General features: G+C 60.4%; 27 protein-coding genes. 9 read left to right on the top strand and 18 right to left on the bottom strand.

Annotation, left to right across the window (positions count from 1 at the left end):
- Positions 1 to 112 precede the first annotated feature (112 nt).
- Positions 113 to 1,270: an iron-containing alcohol dehydrogenase gene (locus INT39_RS13415; protein WP_193074476.1), complete on the top strand. Its 1,158-nt coding sequence runs from the start codon at positions 113 to 115 to the stop codon at positions 1,268 to 1,270.
- Between the two features lie 111 nt (positions 1,271 to 1,381).
- Positions 1,382 to 2,245: a response regulator gene (locus tag INT39_RS13410; protein ID WP_193074475.1), complete on the top strand. Its 864-nt coding sequence runs from the start codon at positions 1,382 to 1,384 to the stop codon at positions 2,243 to 2,245.
- 22 nt (positions 2,246 to 2,267) lie between these two features.
- On the opposite strand, the gene phoR is transcribed toward INT39_RS13410, so the two are convergent.
- The 4 genes from phoR to INT39_RS13390 all read right to left on the bottom strand — a co-directional run bounded on the left by phoR (position 2,268) and on the right by INT39_RS13390 (position 5,814).
- A complete protein-coding gene (gene phoR / locus INT39_RS13405; protein WP_319021361.1) occupies positions 2,268 to 3,560 on the bottom strand; it encodes a phosphate regulon sensor histidine kinase PhoR in 1,293 nt (430 codons plus the stop codon).
- A gap of 48 nt (positions 3,561 to 3,608) precedes the next feature.
- On the bottom strand, positions 3,609 to 4,298 hold the full coding sequence (gene phoB / locus INT39_RS13400) for a phosphate regulon transcriptional regulator PhoB (protein ID WP_193074471.1): 690 nt from the start codon (positions 4,296 to 4,298) through the stop codon (positions 3,609 to 3,611).
- Between the two features lie 78 nt (positions 4,299 to 4,376).
- A complete protein-coding gene (ubiA, locus tag INT39_RS13395; RefSeq protein ID WP_193074470.1) occupies positions 4,377 to 5,267 on the bottom strand; it encodes a 4-hydroxybenzoate octaprenyltransferase in 891 nt (296 codons plus the stop codon).
- A 25-nt stretch (positions 5,268 to 5,292) separates the two neighbouring features.
- Positions 5,293 to 5,814, bottom strand: coding sequence for a chorismate--pyruvate lyase family protein (locus tag INT39_RS13390; RefSeq protein ID WP_193074469.1), 522 nt, complete (start codon positions 5,812 to 5,814; stop codon positions 5,293 to 5,295).
- 173 nt (positions 5,815 to 5,987) lie between these two features.
- Between INT39_RS13390 and INT39_RS13385 the strand changes: the two genes are divergently transcribed.
- On the top strand, positions 5,988 to 6,155 hold the full coding sequence (locus INT39_RS13385; RefSeq protein WP_193074468.1) for a rubredoxin: 168 nt from the start codon (positions 5,988 to 5,990) through the stop codon (positions 6,153 to 6,155).
- 211 nt (positions 6,156 to 6,366) lie between these two features.
- Complete coding sequence (locus INT39_RS13380; RefSeq protein WP_193074467.1) at positions 6,367 to 6,639, top strand: HU family DNA-binding protein; 273 nt, start codon at positions 6,367 to 6,369, stop codon at positions 6,637 to 6,639.
- A 39-nt stretch (positions 6,640 to 6,678) separates the two neighbouring features.
- On the opposite strand, the gene INT39_RS13375 is transcribed toward INT39_RS13380, so the two are convergent.
- The 3 genes from INT39_RS13375 to INT39_RS13365 all read right to left on the bottom strand — a co-directional run bounded on the left by INT39_RS13375 (position 6,679) and on the right by INT39_RS13365 (position 11,184).
- Positions 6,679 to 8,091, bottom strand: a complete 1,413-nt coding sequence (locus INT39_RS13375) for an aminoacyl-tRNA deacylase and HDOD domain-containing protein (RefSeq protein WP_193074466.1) — start codon at positions 8,089 to 8,091, stop codon at positions 6,679 to 6,681.
- A 78-nt stretch (positions 8,092 to 8,169) separates the two neighbouring features.
- On the bottom strand, positions 8,170 to 10,254 hold the full coding sequence (recG, locus tag INT39_RS13370) for an ATP-dependent DNA helicase RecG (RefSeq protein WP_193074465.1): 2,085 nt from the start codon (positions 10,252 to 10,254) through the stop codon (positions 8,170 to 8,172).
- A gap of 9 nt (positions 10,255 to 10,263) precedes the next feature.
- Complete coding sequence (locus INT39_RS13365; RefSeq protein WP_193074463.1) at positions 10,264 to 11,184, bottom strand: hydrogen peroxide-inducible genes activator; 921 nt, start codon at positions 11,182 to 11,184, stop codon at positions 10,264 to 10,266.
- Between the two features lie 61 nt (positions 11,185 to 11,245).
- On the opposite strand from INT39_RS13365, the gene INT39_RS13360 reads away from it, so the two are divergent.
- Positions 11,246 to 12,091, top strand: a complete 846-nt coding sequence (locus tag INT39_RS13360) for an SDR family oxidoreductase (RefSeq protein WP_193074661.1) — start codon at positions 11,246 to 11,248, stop codon at positions 12,089 to 12,091.
- A gap of 109 nt (positions 12,092 to 12,200) precedes the next feature.
- Here INT39_RS13360 and INT39_RS13355 read toward each other — a convergent pair whose 3' ends face one another.
- The 5 genes from INT39_RS13355 to INT39_RS13335 form a co-directional block, all read right to left on the bottom strand.
- Positions 12,201 to 12,581: a RidA family protein gene (locus tag INT39_RS13355; protein WP_193074461.1), complete on the bottom strand. Its 381-nt coding sequence runs from the start codon at positions 12,579 to 12,581 to the stop codon at positions 12,201 to 12,203.
- A 17-nt stretch (positions 12,582 to 12,598) separates the two neighbouring features.
- Positions 12,599 to 14,737 carry a bifunctional GTP diphosphokinase/guanosine-3',5'-bis pyrophosphate 3'-pyrophosphohydrolase gene (gene spoT, locus INT39_RS13350; protein WP_193074459.1) on the bottom strand — a complete coding sequence of 713 codons (2,139 nt, stop codon included), beginning with the start codon at positions 14,735 to 14,737 and terminating at the stop codon, positions 12,599 to 12,601.
- Positions 14,738 to 14,800: 63 nt separating this feature from the next.
- A complete protein-coding gene (rpoZ, locus tag INT39_RS13345; RefSeq protein ID WP_193074457.1) occupies positions 14,801 to 15,058 on the bottom strand; it encodes a DNA-directed RNA polymerase subunit omega in 258 nt (85 codons plus the stop codon).
- A gap of 66 nt (positions 15,059 to 15,124) precedes the next feature.
- Positions 15,125 to 15,748 carry a guanylate kinase gene (gene gmk / locus INT39_RS13340; protein ID WP_193074455.1) on the bottom strand — a complete coding sequence of 208 codons (624 nt, stop codon included), beginning with the start codon at positions 15,746 to 15,748 and terminating at the stop codon, positions 15,125 to 15,127.
- Between the two features lie 66 nt (positions 15,749 to 15,814).
- Positions 15,815 to 17,074, bottom strand: coding sequence for an MFS transporter (locus INT39_RS13335; RefSeq protein ID WP_226944778.1), 1,260 nt, complete (start codon positions 17,072 to 17,074; stop codon positions 15,815 to 15,817).
- A gap of 148 nt (positions 17,075 to 17,222) precedes the next feature.
- Here INT39_RS13335 and INT39_RS13330 point away from each other — a divergent pair, with 148 nt between their 5' ends.
- On the top strand, positions 17,223 to 17,567 hold the full coding sequence (locus tag INT39_RS13330; RefSeq protein ID WP_226944777.1) for a DMT family transporter: 345 nt from the start codon (positions 17,223 to 17,225) through the stop codon (positions 17,565 to 17,567).
- A gap of 25 nt (positions 17,568 to 17,592) precedes the next feature.
- On the opposite strand, the gene INT39_RS13325 is transcribed toward INT39_RS13330, so the two are convergent.
- Positions 17,593 to 18,459, bottom strand: a complete 867-nt coding sequence (locus tag INT39_RS13325) for a YicC/YloC family endoribonuclease (RefSeq protein WP_193074453.1) — start codon at positions 18,457 to 18,459, stop codon at positions 17,593 to 17,595.
- Positions 18,460 to 18,600: 141 nt separating this feature from the next.
- On the opposite strand from INT39_RS13325, the gene rph reads away from it, so the two are divergent.
- From rph to INT39_RS13310, 3 genes are all read left to right on the top strand, one after another.
- Positions 18,601 to 19,320, top strand: coding sequence for a ribonuclease PH (rph, locus tag INT39_RS13320; RefSeq protein ID WP_193074451.1), 720 nt, complete (start codon positions 18,601 to 18,603; stop codon positions 19,318 to 19,320).
- Positions 19,321 to 19,397: 77 nt separating this feature from the next.
- On the top strand, positions 19,398 to 19,772 hold the full coding sequence (locus INT39_RS13315; protein WP_413468927.1) for a DUF4870 domain-containing protein: 375 nt from the start codon (positions 19,398 to 19,400) through the stop codon (positions 19,770 to 19,772).
- Positions 19,773 to 19,963: 191 nt separating this feature from the next.
- A complete protein-coding gene (locus INT39_RS13310; RefSeq protein WP_193074447.1) occupies positions 19,964 to 20,821 on the top strand; it encodes an AMP-binding protein in 858 nt (285 codons plus the stop codon).
- 21 nt (positions 20,822 to 20,842) lie between these two features.
- Here the strand turns inward: INT39_RS13310 and INT39_RS13305 are convergent, their stop codons facing one another.
- The 5 genes from INT39_RS13305 to INT39_RS13285 all read right to left on the bottom strand — a co-directional run bounded on the left by INT39_RS13305 (position 20,843) and on the right by INT39_RS13285 (position 26,174).
- Positions 20,843 to 21,796, bottom strand: coding sequence for an iron-siderophore ABC transporter substrate-binding protein (locus INT39_RS13305; protein ID WP_193074445.1), 954 nt, complete (start codon positions 21,794 to 21,796; stop codon positions 20,843 to 20,845).
- A 75-nt stretch (positions 21,797 to 21,871) separates the two neighbouring features.
- Positions 21,872 to 22,663 (bottom strand): ABC transporter ATP-binding protein, encoded by a 792-nt coding sequence (locus INT39_RS13300; protein ID WP_193074443.1) that lies wholly within the window; start codon positions 22,661 to 22,663, stop codon positions 21,872 to 21,874.
- A complete protein-coding gene (locus INT39_RS13295) occupies positions 22,663 to 23,706 on the bottom strand; it encodes a FecCD family ABC transporter permease (protein ID WP_193074442.1) in 1,044 nt (347 codons plus the stop codon). Before INT39_RS13295 ends, INT39_RS13300 begins: the two co-directional genes overlap by 1 nt.
- Positions 23,707 to 23,708: 2 nt before the next feature.
- A complete protein-coding gene (locus INT39_RS13290) occupies positions 23,709 to 24,704 on the bottom strand; it encodes an iron ABC transporter permease (RefSeq protein ID WP_319021360.1) in 996 nt (331 codons plus the stop codon).
- A gap of 315 nt (positions 24,705 to 25,019) precedes the next feature.
- Positions 25,020 to 26,174 (bottom strand): cytochrome P450, encoded by a 1,155-nt coding sequence (locus INT39_RS13285; RefSeq protein WP_193074440.1) that lies wholly within the window; start codon positions 26,172 to 26,174, stop codon positions 25,020 to 25,022.
- Between the last annotated feature and the right edge of the window lie 38 nt (positions 26,175 to 26,212).

Raw genomic sequence — 26,212 nt, 5'->3', positions numbered from 1 at the left:
GGAACGCATGTTTGGGTATGTTTCGGTACATAATATTAATATGTCCCGCTTTGGCTGGTTCGGCGTCATTGATCGGCAGCCACTGACACCCTTTGACACCTCAGGAGATTATATGGAAATCGCGTCCTACAGCAATAACTGGAGCTACCCCACCAATGTTCGTGTTGGTGCCGGCCGGCTGCGCGAACTCGCCAAGTGCTGCATGCAGCTGGGCATGAAGGCGCCGCTGCTGATCACCGATCCGGGTCTGGCGGCATTGCCGATCGTCGAGCAGGCCATGCAGGTCTGTCGTGACGCCGGATTGGACGTTGGCTTGTTCAGTGCGGTCAAGGGCAATCCCACCGGCAACAATGTGGCGGATGGCGTTGCGGCGCTCAAGGCAGGTAACCATGATGGTGTAATCGCCTTTGGTGGTGGTTCGGCAATTGATGCGGCCAAGGCTGTTGCGCTGGTTGCCAACCAGAGTTGTTCATTGTGGGAAGCGCGTAATCCGGCCAACGTGGATGCGAGCAAGATGCTGCCGGTTGTGGCAGTGCCGACAACGGCGGGTACCGGTTCCGAGGTGGGGCAGGCGTCGGTCATCACCGATGAGGAAAATCACACCAAGCGCATTATCTTCCATCCCAATATGATGCCGGCGATCGTGATTCTCGATCCGGAACTGACCCTGGGATTGCCGCCGAAGCTGACCGCTGCCACCGGGATGGATGCGCTGGCGCACAACCTCGAGGCGTTTCTGGCGCCGACTTTCCATCCAATGGCCGAAGGCATAGCGCTGGAAGGTATGCGGTTGGTCAAGGAATACCTGCCACGCGCGGTACGGAATGGCAATGATGTGGAAGCCCGCTTACAGATGCTGGTGGCCTCCAGCATGGGCGCAACAGCTTTCCAGCGCGGTCTGGGAGCGATTCATGCGGTATCCCACAGCATCGGTGCCTTGTATGACTCGCATCATGGTCTGCTCAACGCCATCATGATGCCTTACGTCATGCAGGCCAACCGTTCGGTGATCGAGCCGGAAATGGCCCGCGCGGCGCGTTATCTGGGTCTGGCCCACGCGGACTTCAACGGCATGCTGGATTGGGTGCTGGATCTCCGTGCGGAACTGGAATTGCCGCATACCCTGGCGGAGATCGGCGTGGATGATTCCAAAGCCGCGCTGATCGGTGAGATGTCGACCAAGGACGTGACTGCTCGTACCAACGCGCGTCAGCTGGATGCCGCGGAGTACCAACAGCTATTCCTCAATGCGTTGACCGGCAAGCTCTGATCTCGTCTGTTGTAAGGTGCCGGTAGCGTATTCGTTCGCTCCGGCGCCCATGGCTGGGTTTTTGCCATTACCCTGGGGTAAGCTGTGGCGATAACCGACAGAGAGAATCCCATGGCGAGTGTGTCCGTCCTGGTTGTGGATGACGCGCCGTTTATCCGTGACCTGATCAAGAAAGCGTTGCGCAGTCATTTCCCGGGTCTGCAAATTGAAGAGGCGGTGAATGGCAACAAGGCGCGACAGTTGCTTGGTCGAACTTCTTTCGATCTGATTCTGTGCGATTGGGAAATGCCCGAGCTGAGCGGCCTTGAATTGCTGCAATGGTTCCGTGAACAGCCCGATCAGGAAAAGACGCCTTTCATCATGGTTACCAGCCGCGGCGACCGTGACAATGTGGTGGAAGCCATCCAGGCGGGTGTCAGTGACTATGTCGGTAAACCCTTCAGCAATGAGCAGTTGATATCCAAGGTCAGCAAGGCGCTGCAGCGCGCCGGCAAATTGCAGCAGCTGCGTGGCCGCACAGTGCAGACCAGCCAAAGTCATGCCCAGGAATCGGTTGCCAGTCTGCTCGGTAGCCGCCAGGCGAAATCCCCCTTTGCGGCGATGACGAAGGTGGCGCCAAAGCAAGGCGTTGCAACGGAATCCGATCATCGTTCGTCAGCCCGTTCCGCTGCCCGTGCGCAGTTGCGGGTGGCGGGGCAGCAGTTTGCCTGTGTCATCCGTAGTTTGAGCCTGCGGGATGCGCGCATGGTGGTGCGTCGTGGCGAGCATCTGCCGGGGGTGTTTGATAGCGCAGTTCTGGATCTGGAACAAGAAGGCGACAAGGATGTGGCGCGTATCAATGGCTACGTGCACACCGTGGCTGCGCTGGAAGATCGAATGGACTGCGAGTGGGTACTGGTAACGCTGAAATTCGTCGACCAGGATCCGGCGAAGCTGGAATGGCTGTCGCGGCTGATTGCCGAGGGCGGCCACTAGAGCGCCGCCTCCGGTAAGCGGCTTAGATCAGCCGCTCCGGTGGGAAAACGCATGTGAAGGTGCTGCCCTTGCCAACCGCGCTGGTGATCTGTAATTCACCTTGGTGGCGCATCAGCACGTGCTTGACGATAGCCAATCCGAGTCCAGTGCCGCCGGTGGTGCTGTTGCGGCTGGAGTCGACGCGGTAGAAGCGTTCGGTAAGCCGATGCAGATGCTCTTGAGAGATCCCCGGGCCATTATCCCTTACGCTCAATCTCGCGCCGCGGTCATCCTGTGACCAGCTGATCTGAATGCTGCCGCCATCCTGAGTGTATTTCACCGCGTTGTAGACCAGATTGGAAATGGCACTGCGCAGTTCTGTCTCCAGTCCCATGAGCCGTGCCTGGGCGGTGTTTTGAATGATGATCTCATGCTGCCGCTCACCGGAAAGCGCCAAGGCGTCCTTGCGAATGCCGGGCAGCATCAGAGCAATATCCACGGGTTTCTCTTCGGCGGTGGCTTCGGTGGTCTCCAGGCGCGACAGCATAAGCAGGTCATTCAGCAGACTCTGCATGCGGCGCGCCTGTTGTTGCATCTGGTGCAACGGGCGCTGCCAGCGCGAGTTGCTGCCATCGTCACTGTCGATCATGGTTTCCAGATAGCCGACCACCACGGTCAGCGGCGTGCGCAACTCATGGGAGACGTTGGCAACGAAGTCCTTGCGCATCTGTTCGAGGTTATGCAACCGCGTGACATCCCGTATCAGCAGCAGGCGCTCACCGTCGCCATAGCGGGTGATGTTGTACTGCAGCCAGGTATTGATACTTGCCGGCGAGGGTATGTTCAGCGGCTCGCGGTAATGACCCTGGTCAAAATAGTCGATAAAGCGCGGGTCGCGGAGCAAGTTGTGTACGTGTTGCCCGCTGTCATCCGGCGCGCGTAGGCCTAGCAGACCCTCGGCAGCATGGTTCCACCATTCCAGATGACCGTCCTTGTCGACCATGACGACGCCGTCACTCAGAGCGGCCGTTGACGACTGGATGCGCTCGATGACGGATTGCATGCGCGCGCGCAGGCGTTTGTCGCGGCGCTGCATACGGTAGATGCCATCGAAGATTTCGCCCCAGAGGCCCGGGGCTTCCGGGGGCGGATCGCCAGGGTGAACCCGTAGCCAATACTGGAAGCGGCGCAGTTGGAGCAACATCCACATCATGCAACCGCCCAGCCCGATGACCAGGGCCCAGGCGGGCTGCCCGACGGCAAAACCTATCAGAAGGCAGATCAGCAGCAGCCAGAACAGCTTGCTGGTGATCGCCCGGAACCAGTTTTTTTCCACCCGAATTATCCTGGATCTGTTGAGTGGGCGCTGCATTGCTGCAGCGCGTCAGCCTTTTGTGGAAAAGCGGTAGCCGGTGCCGCGCACGGTCTGCACCAGTCCATCGTAGTTGGACCCCAATGCCTTGCGCAGGCGACGAATATGCACGTCTACAGTGCGCTCCTCTACATACACATTGCCGCCCCAGACCTGATCCAGCAGCTGGCCTCGAGTATAGGCACGTTCCTGATGAGTCATGAAGAATTGCAGCAAGCGATATTCGGTCGGGCCGATTTCGGCCGGTGTGCCGTCAATGGTGACACGGTGGCTGACCGGATCAAGGTGCAGGCCGTTCACCTCGATGGATGCTTCTTCGTCTACCGGGCCGGCGCGGCGCAGTACGGCCTTGAGTCGAGCGACCAGTTCCCTGGGCGAGAAGGGCTTGGTGATGTAATCATCTGCGCCGACTTCCAGACCCTGGATCTTGTTGTCCTCTTCACCTTTGGCGGTGAGCATGATGATCGGAATGTCACTGGTCAACTCGTCGCGCTTGAGGCGGCGGGCCAATTCGATGCCGGTGGTGCCCGGCAGCATCCAGTCCAGCAAAATCAGATCCGGCTTGGCATCGATGATGGCGGCATGTGCCTGCTGGGTATTTTCTGCTTCAAGGCAGCGGTATCCAGCCATCTCCAACGCAACGGCAATCATTTCCCGAATGGGGGCTTCGTCGTCTACGATCAGTATGGTCTTGTCTGCCATGGTACTCCGTCCAGTTGCAGTTGCTGACATACGCCGATTAGATAACACTTTTATTGCAGTTGTATGACTCCGCCGCTTTCAACCGAAGCGGTAAGCCAACACCAGGCCGGCAAACAACCACAACCCACTCCAGTGATTGGATAGAAACGCTGCCAGACAGGCTTGCGGCTCGCGCTCTCGGATCAGCCAGTGTTGCCAGCCAAAACTCAGCAGCATCGCCATCAACCCCACGTAATAAAACACACCCAGCTCGAAGCGGCTGCCGACCAATACCAGACACAGCAGGGTCAGCCCCTGCAGCAGTGCGATGATCAATTTGTCGGACTCGCCGAACAGTATGGCGGTGGATTTGACGCCAATGACCAGATCATCAGGGCGGTCGCACATGGCGTATTCGGTGTCGTAGGCAACAGTCCACAGCAGGTTGGCGATATACAGGAGCCAGAGCGCTACAGGCAACTCCCCGGTCTGTGCGGCAAAGGCCATCGGGATGGCCATGGAGTAAGCCGCGCCCAATACCACCTGAGGGTAGAAGGTGAACCGCTTGCAGAATGGATAGACTGTTGCCAGCGCCACGGCTACCAGCGATAGCTGAAAGGTGAGGAGGTTGGTGAATAACAATAGCGATGCACTGAGTGCTACCAGAATGGCGAATACCACCAGCGTTTCCCGGGCGGTGACTTTGCCGGTGGCAAGGGGCCGGTTGCGGGTGCGGCTGACATGGCCATCAACCTTGCGGTCAGCAAAGTCGTTGATCGCGCAGCCGGCGGCGCGCATCAGCACCACGCCAGCGATGAACACTGCCAGCAGCACCGGGTCCGGAAAGCCGCCTGCCGCCAGCCACAATGCACAGAGTGTCGGCCACAACAACAGATATGCGCCAATGGGGCGATCCAGTCGCACCAATTGAATGAAATCGATGGCGCGGGGGTGAATGCGGGATAGGGGTTTGATCAGCAAGCCGGACACGGTGATCTCCGAAGCAGTGAATGGGTCAGGCGGCCGGAGGCCAGCCGGGAAGAAACACTTCGCAGACCAGCAATTGCAATCGGTCGCTGACAAACAGAGAGCGCCGTGCCCAGCAGCCGTCGTGTTGACGGTCGGCGGGTAGCCACTGCGCCGGATAGCGGCTGATCTCGATAGGCTTGCGGTGAATTCGTGGGTCGTTGAACAGCAGCTCTCCGAGACTGCGACTGCCCAGGTTCTCCAGATGCACACCGGCGGCGTTGAAAGCCTGCAGATCGGCGACTGTGCGGGCAAATACCCGGGGCGCACCGGCGGTATGCAGCAGCACCTCGCGAATCCATACCGGTTGTCCTTCGGTCAATCCAAGCGCTGCGGCCTCGTCGGCACGTGCCGACTGCTGTTGCTCGTCCAGTACTTCCACCCGAAAATCATCGCAGCCCGCCGCCTTCAGTCGTTGGGTCAACGAGCCGGTGCCACGGAGCCAGTCGAGCAACACGATGTCGGAAATATCGGAGGACGCTGTAGCGGGGTGCCAATCGGGAATACTCACGGGTCTCTCTGTCGCTGTCTGAATGTGTCGAAGTGCAAAGGGTAGCATGACTGAATGGCTTTTATTGCCTGTGCTGCGTGCCGGTATGCTTGCAGTTGGCCGCAGAAACAGCTTTCCGGTACGCTCAGACGTAGATCTTTTTCCATTTGTGACGCACTTATCAGGAACAACCGATGAAGAAGTGGCAATGCATTGTATGTGGGTTTATCTATGACGAAGCTGAGGGGTGGCCGGATGACGGTATCCCGGCCGGTACTCGCTGGGAAGACGTACCGGCCGATTGGCAATGTCCTGATTGTGGGGTCGGCAAGGAAGACTTTGAAATGATTTCCATCGGTTGAGACATGACCGGGCGGAATGAGACAGTTTTGTCTTTTCTCATTAAATCGGCGATAACTGTGTTTGACAGCCCGGTTTTTGGCTGGCGCTTGCTTTCAAGTCGTGCCATGCTGAGCAGGCTTTGACAGTCTTGGGGCCAGGTAAGGCGGGCTATCATGGAGCGTCGTTGCGGTAAGCAGCGAAAAACAAAAACAACACATAGTGAGGCTTTATATGCGTAAACCGGAACTCGCAGCGGCTATTGCCGACAAGGCTGATTTGAGCAAGGACCAAGCCAGCCGCGCGCTCAACGCGATTCTTGATGAAATCACTCAGGCTCTGAGCCGTAAGGATACGGTTACCCTCGTTGGGTTCGGTACCTTTTTGCAGCGGCATCGTGGGGCCCGGACCGGCAAAAACCCGCAAACCGGTGAGCCTGTTCAGATCAAGGCCAGCAATACCGTCTCCTTCAAGCCCGGCAAGGGATTGAAAGACTCTGTCAATTGAACCGACCAGCCGGGGGCGATCAGCCCCCGGCAGCCATGCTCAGCGATCCCAGCCGAGCTGATATTCGTTCACCAGCTTACGCAGCGCATCCCGCGCATTCAGTACTTTGTCTACCGCCTGCTCCGCCGCTTCGCGGGTCAACCCCAGACGTTCCAGAAGATCATCAGCGATCACCATTGGCGGCCCATCGCCCAGATCCCGTTCCCGCAGTAACGCCAGGCTGAGATAGGTCAGGTTGGCATACAGATGATGTTCGCCTACATAGTGCGGGTCGTGCTGATGGCGGATGGCGCTGGATATTTCCGTCGGCATGTCCCAATAGCGCATCAACCAGCTACCGATCTGATCCCGATTCACCCCAAGCAAATGTTGATCCACCAGATGCGCCGGGACATGCGGGTTGGCTTCCATGTGGCGGCAGATCAGCTTGAAATAGGGCGGAAAGATATACGCCAGCAGCAGATAACCGAAGTTGTGCAGCAGCCCGGCCAGGTAATTCAGACCCAATTCCGGTCGCCGGTCGCGCGGCATCACCTTGGCCAACCCTTCGATGGTCGCGGCCGTATAGATGGCCTGCTCCCAATAAGAGGTGGTGTGTTCGGGAGCATCCTTGGGCAAGCTGAAGGTCTTGCCCAGTGACAGCCCCACCGCGAGATTGATCACCAGATCGAAGCCCAGTACCCGGGTAATGGCGTCCTCCACCGAGCGGATCTTTCCGGGCGCAGCGTAGAATGAGGAGGAAGCCCAGCTGACGACCTGTGCCGCCAGACTGGGGTCGGTCTCGACGACGTCGGTCAGCTGTTCGACGGTGGAGTCCGGATTGACTCGCAGTTTCATGATTCGCTGCGCGGTATTGGGCAGCGGTGGAACCTCGATGGTTTCCTCCAGCCGCTGGCGCATGCGCAAAGCGGTGAAATTCTGCACCGCAGTGTTGATATCCTGGCGGTCCTGCTCGGCACCTTCGGCAGTGCAGTCAATGTTGCTCAGGGGCATGGCAAAGGCGCTGACGGTGGCTGTTTCTGCCAGCTTGACCAGCGCATCCTGTTCCAGCTCCAGACGCCAGCCGGGCAGGCCGCTGGGCATCCATACACGGGGGTGAGACAGCAATTGCTGCTCGATCAGGCAAAGCGCGTCCACCAGTACCGGCAGACCGGGCAGGTGACTCAATTGATAGCGGCCGAGGAGTTCTTGCAGTTGCTGATCGCGTACCGGTTGCAGCTCTCGGCCGGTGATCCGGGCCAGTTCTTTCAGATCCAGCAGATGATCGGCGGGGATCAATGTCAGCAACATACCTTCGCCATCATTCAGCAGGCAGACCTGTACTTGCTGCGCAAGCTGGCCGCAGGCACTCTGAGGGCGTAGCTGATAGGCAATCTCATTTTGCTGCAGCTGCGTTTCCAGTAGGTCAGGCAGGCTGGGGCTGGCTGACGGCGTTGCCGCTTGATCGGGCATCAGAGGGGTTCCTTGTCCGGGCATAAAAACAGTGCAATTGAGACGATCTTAGCATGGGCGTTTGGGGGTTGCTCGGGCTCATACCTGAGCGAATTGCTGCCCTTCTGCCAGCCAGCGATCGATTATCTGACCGACCCGTTGCGGGTGTTGTCGGGCAAAGACGGCTGCGGCTTCCTGCACTTGCGGCAGCAGGTCGGCATCCCGTACCAGGTCGGCTACGCGAAACTGCACCAGCCCGGTCTGCCGGGTACCCAGCACCTCACCGGGACCGCGCAATTCCAGATCCTTTTCGGCAATGACGAAGCCATCCGAGCTTTCCCGCATGATGCCCAGCCGTTCGCGTCCGAGCGCCGACAAGGGCGCGTGATACAGCAACACGCAGTGACTGGCGGTGCTGCCCCGGCCGACCCGGCCGCGTAATTGGTGCAGCTGCGCCAGACCGAGACGTTCGGGGTTCTCGATGATCATCAGGCTGGCATTGGGCACATCCACGCCAACCTCGATTACCGTGGTAGCGACCAGCAGGTGCAGATCACCTCCCTTGAATGCCGCCATGATCTCGGCCTTTTCGGTGGCCTTCATGCGTCCGTGGATCAAGCCGATGGACAGCTCCGGTAGATATTCGCAGAGCGTCTGCCAGGTGACTTCGGCGGCCTGTGCCTGCAACTGCTCGGATTCTTCGATCAAGGTGCACACCCAGTACGCCTGGCGCCCTTCGGCGCACCCGGCACGGACTCGTTCGATCACTTCATCGCGGCGGCTGTCGGATACCAGTACGGTATTGATCGGCGTGCGGCCAGGCGGCAGTTCATCCAGTACCGAGGTATCCAGGTCGGCGTAGGCGCTCATCGCCAGGGTGCGCGGAATCGGGGTGGCTGTCATGATCAGCTGGTGCGGTGAAAACTGCCCGGCGGCACCTTTATCGCGCAGAGCCAGCCGCTGTTGCACACCGAAGCGGTGCTGCTCATCAATGATCGCCAGGCCGAGATTGTGAAACTGCACCTCGGGTTGAAACAAGGCATGGGTGCCGACCACCATGGCGGCCTCGCCCGTGGCGATCATCTGCAACTGATTGGCACGGGTCTTACCCTTGAGCTTGCCAGCCATCCAGGCGACGGAAATGCCCAGTGGCGTGAACCAGCGCTGGAAGTTGTTGAAATGCTGTTCGGCAAGAATTTCGGTCGGGGCCATCAATGCCACCTGCCAACCGGCCTCCAGTGCCTGGAGTGCGGCCAATGCCGCGACGACTGTCTTGCCGGCACCCACATCGCCCTGCACCAGTCGCAGCATGGGTCTGGGCTGCTGCAGGTCGACGCGGATCTCGTCTGCCACCCGTTGTTGCGCCCCAGTGAGAGGGAAGCCCAGCTGCTGGACGTAGGTGTGAGCCAGCTCACCGGAAGCCTGCATCACAGGCGCACGGTGCGCTCGTACCTGTGCACGCAGCCTGAGCATGGTCAGCTGGTGCGCCAGCAGCTCCTCGAACGCGAGTCGATGCTGTGCCCAGTGGCGGCCATCTTCCAGTGCCTGCAGATCGACGTCGGGTGGTGGACGGTGCAGGGTGCGAATGGCTTCACGCAGCGATGGCAGTTGGTATTGTTCGGTGAGTTCCGGCGCCAGCAGGTCCGGCAGGCTGTTGCCCTGGTCCAGCCAGGTCAGCGCGGCTTCGCTAAGGCTGCGCAGCCGTTGCTGCGACAACCCTTCCGTCGCCGGATAGATTGGCGTCAGCGTAGTAGCGACTGACGCCGCCTGTTGAGTATCGAGGTTCTGCATTTCCGGGTGATAGATTTCCAGTCCGGAAGCGCCGGACCTGACCTCGCCGTAGCAGCGCCAGTGGCTGCCACGTTGCAGGTTGGCCTTCAACGCCGCAGAGAAATAGTAGAAGCGCAGGCTGAGGGTGCCGCTGCCATCCTGAATACGGCACAGCAGACTGCGTCGCCGGCCCATGACCACATCCGCACCCAGCATCACGCCTTCGATAACTGCATCCATTCCTGGGCGCAACGCGCCGATGGGTGTGATGCGGGTGCGGTCCTGATAGCGCGACGGCAGATGGAAGAGCACATCCTGCACGCTGTTCAAGCCGAGGCGGCCGAGCTTGTCTGCCACCGCCGGGCCAACGCCCTTGAATACCGTCAACGGCGTGCGCTCAAGCTGAAGTGGCATGCCCAGAACCTAGCGCTTGCCGGCGGAGTCGCCGACCGAACACAAACGAATCGAGTCGCTGAGAATTTCCACCGCGCGCGGCCGTGGGAAACTGGCGCGCCAGGCAATGGCCACGGTGCGGAAGGGCACCGGCGATTCGAACTGCTTGGTCAGCAGCAGATCGGAGCTGTAATAGCGATCATCCGCGGCGGACATCGGCAGCACCGTCATGCCCATGCCGGAGGCAACCATGTGCCGGATGGTTTCCAGGGAGCTGGACTCGATGGTGGTATGTTTGGCTGGTTCGGCGTTGCGCCGGGTGGTGGGGCATGCCTCCAGTACCTGATCGCGGAAGCAGTGGCCTTCGCCGAGCAGCAGCAGGCGGTCGTCATCCAGATCCTCGAGACTGACGGTGGTACGCTCGGCCCAGGCATGGTCTGCCGGGATCAACAAGCTGAATGGTTCATCGTACAGCGGCTTGGTCAGTACATCCGGCTCGCTGAAAGGCAATGCGATGATGATGGCATCCAGTTCGCCGTTGCGCAGCTTGTCGCGCAGGATATGGGTGTAGTTCTCTTCGATATACAGCGGCATCTCCGGAGCGACCCGGTGCAGCTGAGGGATAAGGTGCGGAAACAGGTACGGCCCGATGGTATAGATGGCGCCGACCTTGAGCGGAGCGGACAGCTGGTTCTTGCCAGCGCTGGCCAGTTCACGGATGGTCATGGCTTCTTCCAGCACCCGCTGGGCCTGGGCAACAATCTTCTCGCCAACCGGGGTGACCCGCACGGCGCTCTTGGTACGCTCGAAGAGCATGATACCCAGCTCTTCCTCAAGCTTCTTCACGCCGACACTGAGGGTAGGCTGGGAAACGTGACAACGTTCGGCGGCATGGCCGAAGTGTTGTTCCTGGGCCAGGGTGACGATGTAACGGAGTTCGGTGAGGGTCATGTCGTATACTGCTCGCAGAGATTTTCAGCAAGCATAGCGGGTTGATCGATAGAGGAAAACAATCAGCATGAAACATGTAGTTATTGCCGGCTGCGGCGACGTAGGAAGAGCGCTTGCCGAGCGTTTATTGCAGCGCGGTTGGCAGGTCAGCGGCCTGCGCCGGGATCCATCCACCCTGCCGGAAGGCATTGGCCGCATCGCTGCCGATCTGACTGACCCCCAAAAGCCGGCGGACTGGCCGGACAAGGTAGATTATCTGGTGTATTGCCCTGCTGCCGGCCGTCGCGATCCTGAGCTGTACCAGAGCCTCTATGTCGAAGGTTTGCAGCATGTGCTGAACTGGTTGAAAGACAGCCGTCACAGGTTGCGTCATCTGCTGCAGGTATCCAGCACCGCCGTCTACGCTCAGAGCGCAGGCGAGTGGGTGACCGAGAACAGTGCGGCGCTGGCAGCGTCAGCAACGGCGCCGTTATTGATCCAGGCAGAAGACGTGGCGCTGCGCAGTGGCGTACCGGCATCGGTAGTGCGCTTGGGTGGTATTTACGGTCCGGGGCGCAATCGCCTGATAGAACAGGTTCGCAACGGTCTGCATGTGCCGGACATTCCGGTGCAATACACCAACCGCATCCATCGGGATGACGCTGCCAGCCTCTTGGAATTTCTGTTGCTGGAAGCGGATCAGGGAGAACTGCTGGCGCCCTGTTACCTGGGCGTGGACGACGAGCCGGCACCCCTGCGTGAAGTGGCAGGTTGGTTGGCAGAACAGCTGGGAGTGGAGTTGCTGGGAGAAGGGCCGACCGCCAATCGGGTTGGCAGCAAGCGTTGCAGCAATGAGCTGGCGCGCGAAATGGGTTGGGAGCCGCAATATCCGAGTTATCGGGAAGGCTACTCAAGCATGCTTGAGTAGCTGCGGTAGGTATCTGCCTGAAAAGCCTCGCGGCCAAGGCCGTCCCCGCAGAAAAGCCGTGTGTCGATGGCTTTCTGCAGGGGCGGCCTCTGCCGCGATGGGCGTTGGCTTAGCCGACGACCAGAATACCGTCCATTTCCACCGGCACACCCTTGGGCAGGGCGGCGACGCCGATGGCGGCACGGGCGGGATAAGGCTGCTCGAAATAGCGGCCCATGATTTCGTTGACGGTGGCAAAGTTGTTCAGGTCGGTCAGGAAGATGTTCAACTTGACGATGTCCTGCAGCTTGCCACCGGCCGCTTCGGCGACCAGTGCCAGGTTGTCGAATACACGGCAAACCTGAGCTTCAAAGCCTTCAACCACGTCCATGGTCTTGGGGTCCAGTGGGATCTGGCCTGACAGGTACACGGTATTGCCGACCTTGATCGCCTGGGAGTAAGGACCGATGGCGGCCGGCGCGTGTTCGCTGGTGATGACTTGCTTGTTCATGAATGTCTCCATTGGGGTCAATTTTTGAGGCGCGTTATCCGCATAACACCTTGCAGTACACGGATACGCTTGATCAATTGGGAAAGGTGCAGTCGGCCGCGCACGCGCAGCACCAACTGCACTACGCTAACCCGGCCGTCGCGTTCATCCACACTGATCTTGTCGATACTGGCGTCAGCCACGGTGATACTGGTGGCCAGCTGGGCAATGATGCCGCGCTGATGTTCCAGTTCCACACGTAGCTCCACGGTAAACTCGCCAGCGACGTCCTTGTCCCAGGTTAATTGCAGGATATTTTCATTATTGTCGTGGTGTTCCGCCAGGTTTTTGCAGTTTTCCTGGTGAATGACCATGCCCTTGCCGGTGGTGAGGAAGCCGACAATGGGATCGCCCGGAATAGGGTTGCAGCAACGTGCAAAGCTGACCACCAGCCCTTCGGTACCGCGAATGGCCAGGGGTTTCTCTTCACTGCTGGGCTGTTGGATAACCGCATCGCTGCGGGTTGCCTCGGCCGTAGTATCGCCCGCCAGCAGGCGGCGCGCGGTGACATAGGCCATGCGATTACCCAGCCCGATATCCGCCAGCAGGTCTTCCAGCGTCTCCATGCGGCAATCGGCCAGAACGCGCTTGATCTGCCGCTCGGGGATCTGCTCCAGACTGCTGTCGAAGCTGACCAGAACCTTGTCCAGTAGACGCTCGCCGAGGGCGATGGATTCGGAGTGGCGTTGATGTTTGAGCAGGTGGCGGATATTGCTGCGCGCCTTGCCGGTTATCACGAAGTTCAGCCATGCGGGGTTCGGGCGGGCGCCGGGAGCGGTGATGATTTCCACGGTCTGACCGCTTTCCAGTGGCTCGGACAGCGGCGCCAACCGGCGATTGATGCGGCAGGCGATGCAGCTGTTGCCCACGTCGGTGTGTACCGCATAGGCGAAATCCACGGGTGTGGAGCCCTTGGCGAGCTCCATGATGCGGCCTTTCGGGGTGAAAATGTAGACTTCATCGGGAAACAGGTCGATCTTGACGTTCTCGATGAACTCCAGCGAGTTGCCAGCCCGTTGTTGCAACTCGAGTACACCCTTGAGCCACTGGCGGGTGCGCGCATGATTGCCGTTGATTACCTCGTCCTTGGACTTGTACACCCAATGCGCAGCGATACCGTTGTTGGCCAGCTCTTCCATTTCCTGCGTGCGAATCTGAATCTCGATCGGTACGCCATGCATGCCGAACAGCGTGGTATGCAGGGATTGGTAGCCGTTGGCTTTGGGGATCGCGATATAGTCCTTGAACCGCCCGGGAAAGGGCTTGTACAGGCTGTGCACGGCGCCCAGCACGCGATAGCAGGTGTCGGCCTTGTCGACGATGATACGGAACGCATAGACGTCCATGATCTCGTTGAATGCCTTGCGCTTTTCGCGCATTTTCTCGTAGATGCCATACAGGTGCTTTTCGCGGCCCAGCACCTTGCCCGGCAACCCTTCACGTTCGAGACAGGCTTCCAGTGATTCGAGAATCCGGTTCAGCAGCTCCTTGCGATTGCCGCGGGCATCACGCACAGCCTGGGCAATCATCCGCGAGCGCATCGGATACATGGCTTGAAAGCCCAGATCCTCGAACTCGGTGCTCAGGCTATGCATACCCAGACGATTGGCGATGGGGGCGTAGATTTCCAGGGTTTCGCGGGCGATACGTCGGCGTTTTTCCGGCTTCAATGCGCCCAGAGTGCGCATGTTGTGCAGGCGGTCGGCAAGCTTGACCAGGATTACCCGGATATCCCGGGCCATGGCCAGAGCCATTTTCTGAAAGTTCTCGGCCTGCGCCTCGGCCTTGGTTTCGAAGGTCATCTGGGTCAGTTTGCTGACCCCGTCGACCAGGTCCGCCACTGTGTCGCCAAACTGGGTGACCAAGGCTTCCTTGGGGATGCCGGTATCCTCGATCACGTCATGCAGCATGGCGGCCATCAGGCTCTGATGGTCCATGTGCATGTCGGCAAGGATATTGGCTACCGCCAGCGGGTGAGTGACGTAGGGTTCGCCGCTGCGGCGGGTCTGGCCGTCATGGGCCTGCTCCGCGTAGAAGTAGGCACGCCGTACCAGATTGACCTGATCGGGCTCGAGATAGTTATCCAGCCGATCGGCAAAAACCTCTATTCCGGACATGCAAACCTCCTGCACCCTGATGTATGGGCAGTTTGGACGAGGTTGCATGGCCATCGCAATGGCTTATTCCGGCAGTTCGGTTTCCAGCGAGTACAGCGGTTCCTGCTGATCTTGCAGGGCTTCTTCCGCCATGATCTCGTAGGAGATCAAGCCTTCAGCGATTTCGCGCAGGGCGACGACGGTGGGCTTGTCGTTTTCCCATGCAACTTTAGGTTCCTTGCCGCCAGTGGCAATCTGACGCGAACGTTTGGTGGCCAACATGACCAGCTCAAAGCGGTTGTCTACATTTTCCAGGCAGTCTTCAACAGTGACGCGGGCCATGGTGTACTCCGAACGGCAGATAAAATGGGTAAAAACGCAGGACCGAACAGTTTACCTGTTAGCGACTCACTCTGACAACAGCGCGGTGAGCAGCTGCGTATTGAGATTCTGCTGATGTGCCAGGGTCAGACGACCGCAGCGCAGTATGGATTTCATGTCATCCAGAGCCGTATGGAAGTCGTCATTGATGACAATGTAGTCGTATTCCACGTAATGGCTCATTTCATCGATGGCCTGGGTCATGCGTCCGGCAATGACTTCGTCGCTGTCCTGTCCGCGGTTGCTCAGGCGGTCCTGCAGTGCCGCGCTGCTTGGCGGAAGGATGAAGATGGAGCGGGCCTGGGGCAGGGCGCGGCGCACCTGTTGGGCACCTTGCCAGTCGATCTCCAGAATCAGGTCATGGCCTGCCGCCAGGGTGCGTTCCACGGTGCTCTGGGAAGTGCCGTAGAGATTGCCGAAGACTTCCGCATGCTCGAGGAAATCGCCTTTGCCGACCTGTTCGAGGAAGTCTTCGCGGCGGGTGAAATGGTAGTTGACCCCGTCCGTCTCGCCGGGGCGCATCGCCCGCGTGGTGTGGGATACCGACACCCGCAGCGTATCGATCTGCTCGATCAGCGCCTTGACCAGGCTGGTCTTGCCCGCACCGGACGGGGCGGAAACGATATAAAGAGTACCGGTGGCTTGGGTCATGGGTGATATTCCTGATGGGGTCGTCGGCGTGGCGGGATTATAAAGACATTGGGCGGCGGCGTCATTTCATCGGGTGTCCGGCTGGCGCTCGGGCGATGCGTCCTCGAAGCGGTCAACCTGACGCAGCGGACGGAATGCAGCGGTCCAGCCGGCCACGACGCCCAGGGTACAGAGTGCGCCAATCAGCGCCGCAGGTACCGCACCGAACCAGGCCGCGCTGGTGCCTGCGCGGAAATTGCCCAGTTCATTCGAGGAGCCGATAAACAGCATGTTGACCGCATTGACCCGGCCGCGCATGGAATCCGGCGTGGAAAACTGGATCAGTGCCGAGCGGATGTACACGCTGACCATATCGGCGGCACCGGCAACCAGCAGCGCCGCAAAGGACAGCCAGAACAGCGTCGACAGCGCGAATACCAGATTGGCCACGCCGAATATCGCTACAGCGATGAACATGGTGCTGCCGACATTGCGGTTGAATGGTTTGGTGCTCAGGTACAAGCCAACGCAGATTTCCCCGACCGCCATGGCGCTGCGCAGAATGCCCAGCCCTTCGGGACCGACATGCAGCACATCGCTGGCATAGATCGGCAGCAGTGCAATCACCCCGCCGAGCAACACGGCGAACAGATCCAGGGAAATGGTACCGAGAATGATCGGGCGTGAGCGGATGAAATGCAGCCCGGCGGTGAAGCGTTTCCAGCCGGAGCTCTCGGTCATCTGCATGGCTTCGGCATAAAGCACCGGCACTTGGCTGAGCAGGACCAGCCCGCCGGCAAAGCACAGCATGCAAATGGTATAGGTCAGTTCGCCGCCACCGATGGCGTAGAGCACGCCGCCCAGCACCGGGCCGAGGATGGTCGCGGTGCGCATGATGGTGCTGTTGGCAGCGATCGCCTGGGCCAGTTGGTCACGCGGCACGATCTGCGGCAATAGACTCTGCAGTGCCGGCCCGATGAACGCCCGTGAACAACCGTACAGCACCAGCGCGCCGTAGAACCAGGCAAGATTGGGCTCATCGAGCGTCGACAACCACAGCAGAATACCGCTGCACAGCGCCGCGCCCAACCATGACAGGCTGAGAATCAGCTTGCGATTGTAACGATCGATCAGGTCGCCCGCGGGCATCAGCAGGAACAGCATCGGCAGGAACTGCGCCAGCCCGACCCAGGCCAGCGATAATGGGTCGCCAGTGACTTCATAGATCTGCCAAGCCACGACGATGGCCTGGATCTGCATGGCGAACACCGCCAGCAGGCGGGCGATGACAAAGGGCATGAAGCCGGGCTGACGGTAAACGGTCAAGCGAGTAGCTGATGGAGACAAGATAGTGGCTTCAGTGCGGGGTGAATGAACCGCACATGATAACAGTCGGCACTTGCGACGTCAGGATGGGCAGGGGGCGTAGATTCCCAATCTTCTGACTTTGAGGTAGCTTGCTGGGCTGGCTTTTCGTGGGCATAGAGGGCAACACATGAGCATCAACTGGATCATGCTGATCATCGGCGGGCTGTTCGAAACCGGCTTTGCCATCAGCCTCGGCAAGGCGCAGCAGGCCAGCGGGAAGCCGCTGGCGCTCTGGCTGGTGGTGTTTGCGGTGTGCGTCACGATCAGCATGTACCTGCTATTCAAGGCCATGGGCGGTGACAAAGCCATTCCGGTGGGCACTGCCTACGCAGTCTGGGGCGCGATCGGCGCCTTCGGTACGGTGGTCGCCGGCGTTTTGCTGTTCGACGAGCCGGTGACCTTCTGGCGCCTGTTTTTTCTCACCAGTCTGGTGTTGTCGGTGGTGGGGTTGCAGATGGTGAGCAGTTCATAGCGCCAGCCGGCTATACCCGACAGCGTCACTCGATATTCTGCACCTGCTCGCGCATCTGCTCGATGTACACCTTCAGATCCACCGCCGCCTGGGTGCTGCGCGCATCGATGGCCTTGGAGCCGAGGGTGTTGGCTTCGCGGTTGAATTCCTGCATCAGGAAGTCCAGGCGGCGGCCCATGGCGACTTTGCCATTCAGCACGTGGCGGGTTTCGGTGATGTGGGTGTCGATGCGATCGAGTTCCTCGGCGACGTCGATCTTCTGCGCCAGCATCACCAGTTCCTGTTCGATGCGCGTGACGTCGAGCTCCAGTTGAGCTTCGTTGAATCGATCGATGAGTTTCTGCCGGTGAGTGGCGAGCAGAGTGGGCATCATCTCGCGCAGGGTGATGACGCGTTCGGCCATGCTGTCCAGACGCTCTGCGATCAATGCGCGCAGTTCGGCGCCCTCCCGTGCACGGTGTTGCTTGAGTTCATCCAGTGCCTGGTTGAACAGGGTGTCTGCCTGTTTCAGCAGGTCGGGCTGGTCCTGCTCACTGCCACCGAGCACGCCGGGCCAGGCCAGCAGTTCCAGTGGGTTGATCGGTGCGGGATTGTCCAGTTGGCTGCGGATTCGTCCAGCGGCCTCGATGAGCTGGTTGAGCAAGGGCTGGTTGAGGCTTAAATCCGGATGGGCGTCGGTGACGGGATTGAAGCGCAGGGTGCATTCCACCTTGCCGCGCGCCAGCTGCTTGCGCAGACGCTCACGCAGCGGGCCTTCCAGATCACGGAAGGCGTCGGGCAGGCGCAGGGTGGCCTCCAGGTAACGATGGTTGACCGAGCGCAACTCCCACGCCAGGTTGCCCTGATCGGTGCTGATTTCGCTGCGGGCAAAGGCCGTCATGCTGAATACCATGGGTCCACTCCTGATTGTTTTGCTGTTTGCCGGAGCGGCATTGTACTCCGCCAGTCGGGATGGGGGTACAGCCCGCTGTTGTACCCTTGGACAGGCCCCGTATAATCGCCGCACATACATGCAGTACAAGGAATTGGATAGATGATACGACCCAGCGGCCGCGCAGCAGACCAGATGCGTCAGGTAACCCTGACCCGCCAATACACCAAGCATGCCGAGGGTTCGGTGCTGGTCGAGTTCGGTGATACCAAGGTGATCTGTACTGCCAGTGTGGAAGGTGGCGTTCCGCGTTTTCTGCGCGGTACCGGGCAGGGTTGGATCACCGCCGAATACGGCATGCTGCCGCGGGCGACCGGTGAGCGCATGCAGCGCGAAGCCAGCAAGGGCAAGCAGGGCGGTCGTACATTGGAGATTCAGCGGCTGATCGGCCGTTCGCTGCGTGCAGCGGTGGATCTCAAGACGCTGGGCGAGAACACCATCTATATCGACTGCGATGTGATTCAGGCCGACGGCGGCACTCGTACTGCGTCCATTACAGGCGCCTGCGTGGCATTGGTCGATGCGCTGCGTTCGATGAAAAAGCGCGGTGCCATCAAGCGGGTGCCGACAGTGCAGATGATCGCAGCGATCTCGGTGGGTATCTATCAGGGCGTGCCGGTGCTGGATCTGGATTACCCGGAAGACTCCGCCGCTGACACCGACCTGAACGTGGTGATGACCGACAAGGGCGGCTTCATCGAGGTGCAGGGGACTGCCGAGGCCGCGCCGTTCTCGCCCGAAGAGCTCACCGCCATGCTGGAGCTGGCCAGAGCGGGCATCACCGATCTGTTTGCCTGCCAGCTGTCTGCGCTGGAAGACTGAGCCGGCGGACCTGCGGAGTTCGGCTATCCTGACGTTAAGCAGGTTATCCATCGATAACACAAGGAGCAGCGAACATGATTGATGAAGAGTCGCGCATTGAAGCGCTGGAGCCCGGTTCGGATGCGCGCCTGTGGGCAATGATTGCGCATCTGGCGGGTTTTCTGGGGTATTTCATTCCGGTGATCGGTAGTCTGATCGGTCCATTGATCGTCTGGCAGCTGAAGAAGGATTTGCATCCCTTTGTCGATGACCAGGGCAAGGAAGCACTCAATTTCCAGATCACCGTGGCTATCGCGGTGGCAGTATGTCTGCTGCTGATGATCGTGGCGATCGGCTTTCTGCTGATCTGGGTGGTGGGGATCGGCGCTATCGTGCTGATGATCATTGCTGCGATCAAGGCCAATGAAGGCACTGCCTACCGTTATCCGTTCTGTCTGCGTCTCATCAAGTGACGCCGGCCGGCCACCTCCCGGTGGCCGGCTTTTTTCCTTTCCCAATTCATTCTGCGTTTCGTGTCCGTGTCTGGCCAGATGATGAAAGTCGGCGATTCGAATTGACGCTGTCGTAAGTAGCGATTACCTTCTCCTATAGTTAATGTTAATGGTTCTCATTTGTAGTTGAGTGAGGGCTACAGGGGGGTGTCATGCTCTGCTTCGATGATTCATCCAATGATTCGAGCCTCGGTTCGCATCTGAGTACGGTATGCCAGCGGCAGGCTGGCCTGGCTGCGCTGGGTTGTGATGGGGAACAGCACAATTACGGGTGGCTGGCAGCCCGCGCCGCCTACATGGCTGACCAATTGACCGAGCACGGGATTCGTTCCGGAGATCGGGTGGGCGTATGTCTGGAACGTTCGGCTGAGTTGGTGGTGATGTTGCTGGCCTGCATCCGGCTCGGGGTCTGCTTCGTGCCGCTGGAACCCCGGTTGCCGTTGCCTCGCCTGCAGTCCATGGCGCGCCGAGTGAATGTCCAACTGGTGGTGATGGGCACGCCCCTGAGGGGCGCGTTCCCGGTGCCAGTGCTCGGTCTGCGTCCGGGGCTGGGGAGCGGTGACGCCTGGCCTGAACAGGATAAGCAACGGGTTGCCTGCCTGTTGCCGGCGGAGGTTACCGGGCGGGGCGATCTGCAGCTCAGTCACCAGGAATTGGCTGGCTATCTGCAGCGCATCACCGAACGCGCCCAGGCCTGTGCCGGTACCCGCTGGCTGGCTGCCAGCGAGTTGATTGATGAGGCGGCGATACTGGAGATACTCGGACCGCTGTGGGTGGGCGGTTTTATTGAAATCACGCCGACGGCGTTGCACAACCGGCCGGGTGAACTGGCCGCGCTACTGCGGCGGCGGCAGGATATCAATACGCTGCAGGGCGACGTGAGCTTCTGGGAACGGCTGCTGAAGACCGGCTGGCGTGGTCATTGCGGGTTCCAGGCGTTGTGCGCGGGTGCGGAGCTGGGCCGGCGTCGGTTGGAACGGCTGTGGTTGCCGCCGGCTCGGTCTTCCTGAGCGAGCCGGGTATGGCAGGGGTCAGCGGTTAGCGGCGACGGCGGTGGCGTTCTCTTCACTCTCCAGAATCATGGTTTCGATATCCTCGACCACCTGAAGCGCCGCCAGCGGCCCGCCGGTGGAGGTCCATACGGAGCCATCGACGGCGCTGTAATGATCGGCTTTGGTCGCTTCCAGGTGCTGGAACATGGGCGTTTGCTCCGCCTGGCGCATGGCATCCACCGCGTCGCCGGTGGTAGCCAGAGTACCGATGACCAGCCAATCTGCATCCAGCATAGCCAGTGATTCCAGGCTCAGGGACATGGAGTGGGTAGTGCCGGGCTCCTGCTGATGGGCCGGGCGTACCAGTCCCAGGTCATGGGCAACGGTGCTGGCGAAGGAATCCTTGAGCATGTAGGCCGGTCCCTTGGGATTCCAGCGGGTGATGCTGATCGTTTCGCCCTGGTGCTCGCTCAACTTTTCACGACCTTCGGCGGCGCGCGTTTTATAGCGTTCCAACAACGCCTGGCCTTCAGCTTCGCGGTTGAGGATATTGGCGACGCGCAGCGTGGCGTCCATCCAGTATTCGCCCAGCGCGTAGGACACCGCAGTCGGGGCGATTTCATTGAGAATCGCCAACTGCTCGGGCTTCTGCGGACCGGTAAGAATCAGGTCCGGCTGCAGTTCCAGCAGAGCTTCCAGATTGGGATTGTTGAGGATGCCGACCGAGCGGGTCTGCGCCGGCACGCGGCCTTCAAGGTAGCGCGGCGGTGCAGCCTGGCCGCGACCGTCGGTGGTACCCACCGGTTCAATACCGAGGGCCAGTGCGACGTCCAGATCCAGCTCACTGAGGGTCACGATGCGCTTCGGCTCGGCGGGCACGGTCAATTGGTTACCCTGAGCATCTTCGATCTGGCGGGTGTCGGCCAGCGCACCGAGGCTGGTCAGGCCTGTCAGCAGAAGCAAGATGGCATTGCGATAGATTGATTTGGTCATGGGGATCCTGTGTAAGTAGGAAGGTGGGATGATGACAACATTTATTGCTAACGATTCTCATGAGTGGGCGATTTGTCACAGGTTTGCAGCGGTATCACGGATACGCCGGCGTGGCACTATTACCGGCGCCCCGTCATCCGGCGCCGCGAGAATATCCACATTGGTGTGGTACAACCGGTCTACCAGCGCCTTGGTGATGACGTCGCGTGCTGGGCCCATGGCGGCGATACGTCCTTCATCCAACTCGTCACAGTAGCGAGCCGCCATGCCCAGATCGTGGATGACGATCAAAACTGTGCGGTCTTCGGTGGTGATCTGACGAATGGACTCCATCACCTCGGTCTGCAGGCCAATATCCAGTGCGCTGGTGGGCTCGTCGAGCAGAATCAGGCCGGTATTCTGCGCCAGTATCATCCCCAACCAGGCGCGTTGAGCCTGGCCGCCGGATAGCGAAGAGGCGATGCGCTGCCAGATCGGGCCGAGCTGCATGATGTCGCGGGCGCGCGCCACTTCACGGGCGTCTTCCGCGCTCCATTGATTGAGCCAGCCCTGATGTGGATGGCGGCCATACTGCACGAGTTGTTCGACCCGGATGCCTTCAGCCATGACCGGGCGCTGCGGCAGGAAGGCCAGTTGCCGGGCCAGTGCCTTGGTCGAGAAGCTACCCAGCGCCTGGCCATGAATATCCACCTCGCCCTGCTGAAGAGGCAACTGCCGGGCCAGAAGCTTGAGCAAGGTGGATTTGCCACTGCCGTTCGGGCCGACGATGCCGATCAGCTTGCCCCGTGGCAGGCTGAAGGAGACATCCTGCAGAACCGGTTTGTCGTGATAGCCAAATTGCAGATTGCGTGCGTGCAGAACTGTCATCAGTCGGACCATTGTCTGTCTTTGATCAGAAGGAAGAGCAACAAGAAACCGCCCAGGATGCGGGTCATGATGCCGGTCGGTATTTCATTGGGCTGGGCCAGCACCCGCACCAGGATGTCGCTGGCCAGCAGCATGACTGCTCCGCACAACGCCGCCAGCCAGATGGGCGCCAGATTGTCACGAGTCAGCCAGGACGCCAGGATCGGCGCAGTCATCGCCACGAAAATCACCGGCCCGCCGATGGCCGTGCCCAGCGAGGCCACCAGGATCGCCAGCCCGAGTATGCCCAGCTGCACCAGCGGCACATTGACGCCCAGACTGCGCGCCGTGGCATCCCCGAACCGCAGCAGCGCCAGCGGCCGATTGATCAGCGCCATCAGCGGGCAGAGGGCCAGAAGGATCAGGGTGATGGGATGGATGGTCTGGTAGCTGACATGGGCGAAGTGGCCCATGGTCCACAGGTAGATGCTACCCAGGTGGGTCAACGGCTGGGTGGACATGGCGAACTGGCCGAGGGCATTGAACAGCTCGGAAATCGCGATGCCGATGATGATGAACAGATAACCCTGCTCCCCCGGCCGACGGCACAGCACAAACAGAGCCACCGCCGCCAGCGCTGCGCCCAGCGGTGACGCCCACCACGGCCAGCTGCCGAGGGTGAGATAGATGGCGAACACGATTACCGCCAGCGAGGCGCCCTCATTGACGCCGACCATGTCCGGAGTCGCCAATCGGTTGCGCACCAGCGTCTGGATCAGGCAGCCGGCCATGCCCATGGCCAATCCCGCCACCACCACGCCGGTGACGCGCGGCAGCCGGATCTTGTACACCATGATTTCATGCAGCTTGCTGCCCTCGCCGGCGAAGGTGGCGATGACCTCGCGCATACCCATGCTGGCCGAGCCGAGACTCACCGACAGCACGAACAGCACCAGCAGGATCACCAACATCGCCAGCGTCATCAGCCAGGTGCGCCGGTGCAGCAGCAGGGTGGCGCTGCCGAGCTGCAGGCGCCAGACACCGGAAGGAATACTCGTATTCATCATCACTTCACCGTCAGCAGCGAGCGGAAGCCGCCGCGCAGCACGATGGCAATCAGCGCTGGCGCGCCGATCACCGCCAGCAGCGTACCTACCGGCATCTCGAAGGGTTGGATCGCCCAGCGAGCCAGGATGTCGGCGGCCAACAGGAACAGCATGCCGAACAGGGCGGAGAACAGCATCTGCGGCATCAGCTTCACCGGTTCTACCAACCGAGCGCAGTAGGCGGCGAGAAAGCCGACAAAACCGATCGGACCGGCCAGGGAGATGGCGCAGGCGGTGAATAGCGTGGAAGCGATCAGTACACCGATGCGTACCCGCGTGGTATGAATGCCCAGCGACTTGGCCTGAGCATCACCCATCTGCATCAGGGTCAGCTGCCGGCACAACATGACTGCCAGCGCCAGGGCGACCAGCACCACCGGGGTGATCAGGCGCACGGCATCCAGTTCCGAGGCGGACAGCGAGCCCAGGTTCCAGAAGCGGAACTGTTCCAGCGCTGTCTGGTTGGCCAGCAGCAGGTAGTTCGACAGGCCGCCAAACACTGCGCTGAGCGCGACCCCGGCGAGAATCAGTTTCAGTGGGCTGGCCTGGCCCAGCATCAGACCGATGCCCAGCACGATCAGATTGCCGAGCAGGGCGCCGGCGCTCGACCACAGCAGATAGCCCTGAGTCGATTCGATACCGAAATAGATCAGGCCGACGACCAGTCCCATCACCGCCCCGGCATTGACGCCCAGCAAACCCGGTTCGGCCAGCGGATTGCGGGTGGCGCTCTGCAGCAGGCTGGCGGCGATCGCGAGACTGGCCCCCACCACCAGGGCCGCGAGTGTGCGTGGCAGGCGCAGGGTATTGATGATCATGGCCAGCTTGTCATCGGCCAGCAGCAGCGCATCACCGCGGAAATAGCCCAGAACTTCCGACGCGCCGTAGACACCCGCGCCGGTAGCCAGCGACAACATCAGCAGCGCTGTCAAAAGCGCCGCGCCGGATGCCAGCACGGCCCATTGCTGGGCGGGGAGAGGGGGGGCGAATTTTGCTATTGCTTTGATAGGTGAATCCTCAGCTGTACCGGCGCAGCCGGCGGAGGCTGTAATACGGGTTATAACTGCGGCCGCCCATGACTCATGATTGGCTACAAATAAAAGCGGCATCTTTTCACTTGGCTGCCATAATTTTGCAGCTGTCGGTGATCACCTTTATGGTAATGGGAATCAATACCAGTCGGATAATACGCCTCTTGGCAGCGATTGTCGCCCCGCGGCGCCCGATGGCCGGGTGACAATCTGTCGCGCCCGGCTCAGGGATCAGAGGGCTCAGCGCAGGCGCAGTGGCAGATTGGCGTAGCCGCTGGAAGGATAAGTGGCGAGGATAGCGGGTCGCTCGGCGATCAATTGCAGGTTGCTGCTGCGCTGCAGCAGGCTGCGCATGATGGTCACCAATTCCATGCGTGCCAGGGGCGCCCCCGGACAGACATGCACGCCCGCGCCGTACAGGAGGTTCAGCGCAGGGTCACGCTCCAGGAAAAAGCGCTCGGGGTCGGAAAACACCTCAGGGTCGCGGTTGGCGGAGATCCAGTTGATGGTAATGCGCTGCTCGGCGTCGATCTGCTGCCCGCCCAGTTCCACCGGGCAGGTGGTGCGCCGGCGGTTATCGACCAGTGGGCCATGGATGCGCAGGATTTCATCGTTGGCCTGCCACAACAGCTCGGGGTTGGCGCGCAGGTGTTGCTGTACTGCGGGGTTGGCCGCCAGAAATTCCGCCAGGATGCCAACCGAGGCGGCGATGGTGCCCACTTCCCCGACCGTCCAGTTGCGCAGGATGCTGGCGATTTCCTGATCGCTCAGCGGCCGGCCATTGATCTGTTCCTGCATCAGCGCTGTGGTGACATCGTCCTCAGCGTTGGCGCCGGCCTGGCGGCGCGTATCCAGCTGATCCGCGATCAGCGCGTCGAACTCCTCGGCCAGCTCGGCGAGCGCGGCCCGGTCTCGGGACAGAGTCGCCTGGGCGTTCTTTGTGGTCCAGCTCAACAAGGTGTCCTGCAGGCTCAAGGGCCAGCCCATGAAAGCGCATTGGATGCGCAGGGCGAAGGGTTGCGCGAAATCAGCCATCAACTCGACACGATCGTAGTGCAAGGTGCTGGTGGCCAGATCTTCAGCTATTTCCCGGCAGATCGGCTCGAACTCGGCCATGCGCTCGGCGCTGAAGTAGGGCTCGATAATCTGTCGATAGGATGTATGTTCCGGTGGGTCCATACCGTTGGGAACGGAGATGTGCCGGGATACCTTATTGCTGAAGGTCTCATGGTCAAGCAGGACGCGGCTGACATCCGCATGACGAAACAGGTTCCATCCGCCGTATTCGCTATGGGCAACGGGGCAGCGTTTGCGCATGACGTCATAGGCGGTGCGCTGATCACGCAGAATGGTTTCGGATCGGGGGTCCCAATCCTGTGGCAGCTGTTTGGACATAGGGCGACACCAGACAAACGTGCATCCGCTTGCCAGGC

The organism is Pseudomonas sp. FME51, assembly GCF_014897305.1.
This window is presented reverse-complemented; position numbering and strand designations above follow the sequence as displayed.

Excerpts from the sequence above, each read along its gene's own strand:
- INT39_RS13415 (WP_193074476.1), top strand. The coding sequence starts at position 113 with ATGGAAATCGCGTCCTACAGCAATAACTGGAGCTACCCCACCAATGTT.
- INT39_RS13410 (WP_193074475.1), top strand. The coding sequence starts at position 1,382 with ATGGCGAGTGTGTCCGTCCTGGTTGTGGATGACGCGCCGTTTATCCGT.
- phoB (WP_193074471.1), bottom strand. The coding sequence starts at position 4,298 with ATGGCAGACAAGACCATACTGATCGTAGACGACGAAGCCCCCATTCGG.
- INT39_RS13385 (WP_193074468.1), top strand. The coding sequence starts at position 5,988 with ATGAAGAAGTGGCAATGCATTGTATGTGGGTTTATCTATGACGAAGCT.
- INT39_RS13380 (WP_193074467.1), top strand. The coding sequence starts at position 6,367 with ATGCGTAAACCGGAACTCGCAGCGGCTATTGCCGACAAGGCTGATTTG.
- INT39_RS13375 (WP_193074466.1), bottom strand. The coding sequence starts at position 8,091 with ATGCCCGATCAAGCGGCAACGCCGTCAGCCAGCCCCAGCCTGCCTGAC.
- recG (WP_193074465.1), bottom strand. The coding sequence starts at position 10,254 with ATGCCACTTCAGCTTGAGCGCACGCCGTTGACGGTATTCAAGGGCGTT.
- INT39_RS13365 (WP_193074463.1), bottom strand. The coding sequence starts at position 11,184 with ATGACCCTCACCGAACTCCGTTACATCGTCACCCTGGCCCAGGAACAA.
- INT39_RS13355 (WP_193074461.1), bottom strand. The coding sequence starts at position 12,581 with ATGAACAAGCAAGTCATCACCAGCGAACACGCGCCGGCCGCCATCGGT.
- spoT (WP_193074459.1), bottom strand. The coding sequence starts at position 14,737 with ATGTCCGGAATAGAGGTTTTTGCCGATCGGCTGGATAACTATCTCGAG.
- rpoZ (WP_193074457.1), bottom strand. The coding sequence starts at position 15,058 with ATGGCCCGCGTCACTGTTGAAGACTGCCTGGAAAATGTAGACAACCGC.
- gmk (WP_193074455.1), bottom strand. The coding sequence starts at position 15,748 with ATGACCCAAGCCACCGGTACTCTTTATATCGTTTCCGCCCCGTCCGGT.
- INT39_RS13330 (WP_226944777.1), top strand. The coding sequence starts at position 17,223 with ATGAGCATCAACTGGATCATGCTGATCATCGGCGGGCTGTTCGAAACC.
- INT39_RS13325 (WP_193074453.1), bottom strand. The coding sequence starts at position 18,459 with ATGGTATTCAGCATGACGGCCTTTGCCCGCAGCGAAATCAGCACCGAT.
- rph (WP_193074451.1), top strand. The coding sequence starts at position 18,601 with ATGATACGACCCAGCGGCCGCGCAGCAGACCAGATGCGTCAGGTAACC.
- INT39_RS13310 (WP_193074447.1), top strand. The coding sequence starts at position 19,964 with ATGCTCTGCTTCGATGATTCATCCAATGATTCGAGCCTCGGTTCGCAT.
- INT39_RS13305 (WP_193074445.1), bottom strand. The coding sequence starts at position 21,796 with ATGACCAAATCAATCTATCGCAATGCCATCTTGCTTCTGCTGACAGGC.
- INT39_RS13300 (WP_193074443.1), bottom strand. The coding sequence starts at position 22,663 with ATGACAGTTCTGCACGCACGCAATCTGCAATTTGGCTATCACGACAAA.
- INT39_RS13295 (WP_193074442.1), bottom strand. The coding sequence starts at position 23,706 with ATGAATACGAGTATTCCTTCCGGTGTCTGGCGCCTGCAGCTCGGCAGC.
- INT39_RS13285 (WP_193074440.1), bottom strand. The coding sequence starts at position 26,174 with ATGTCCAAACAGCTGCCACAGGATTGGGACCCCCGATCCGAAACCATT.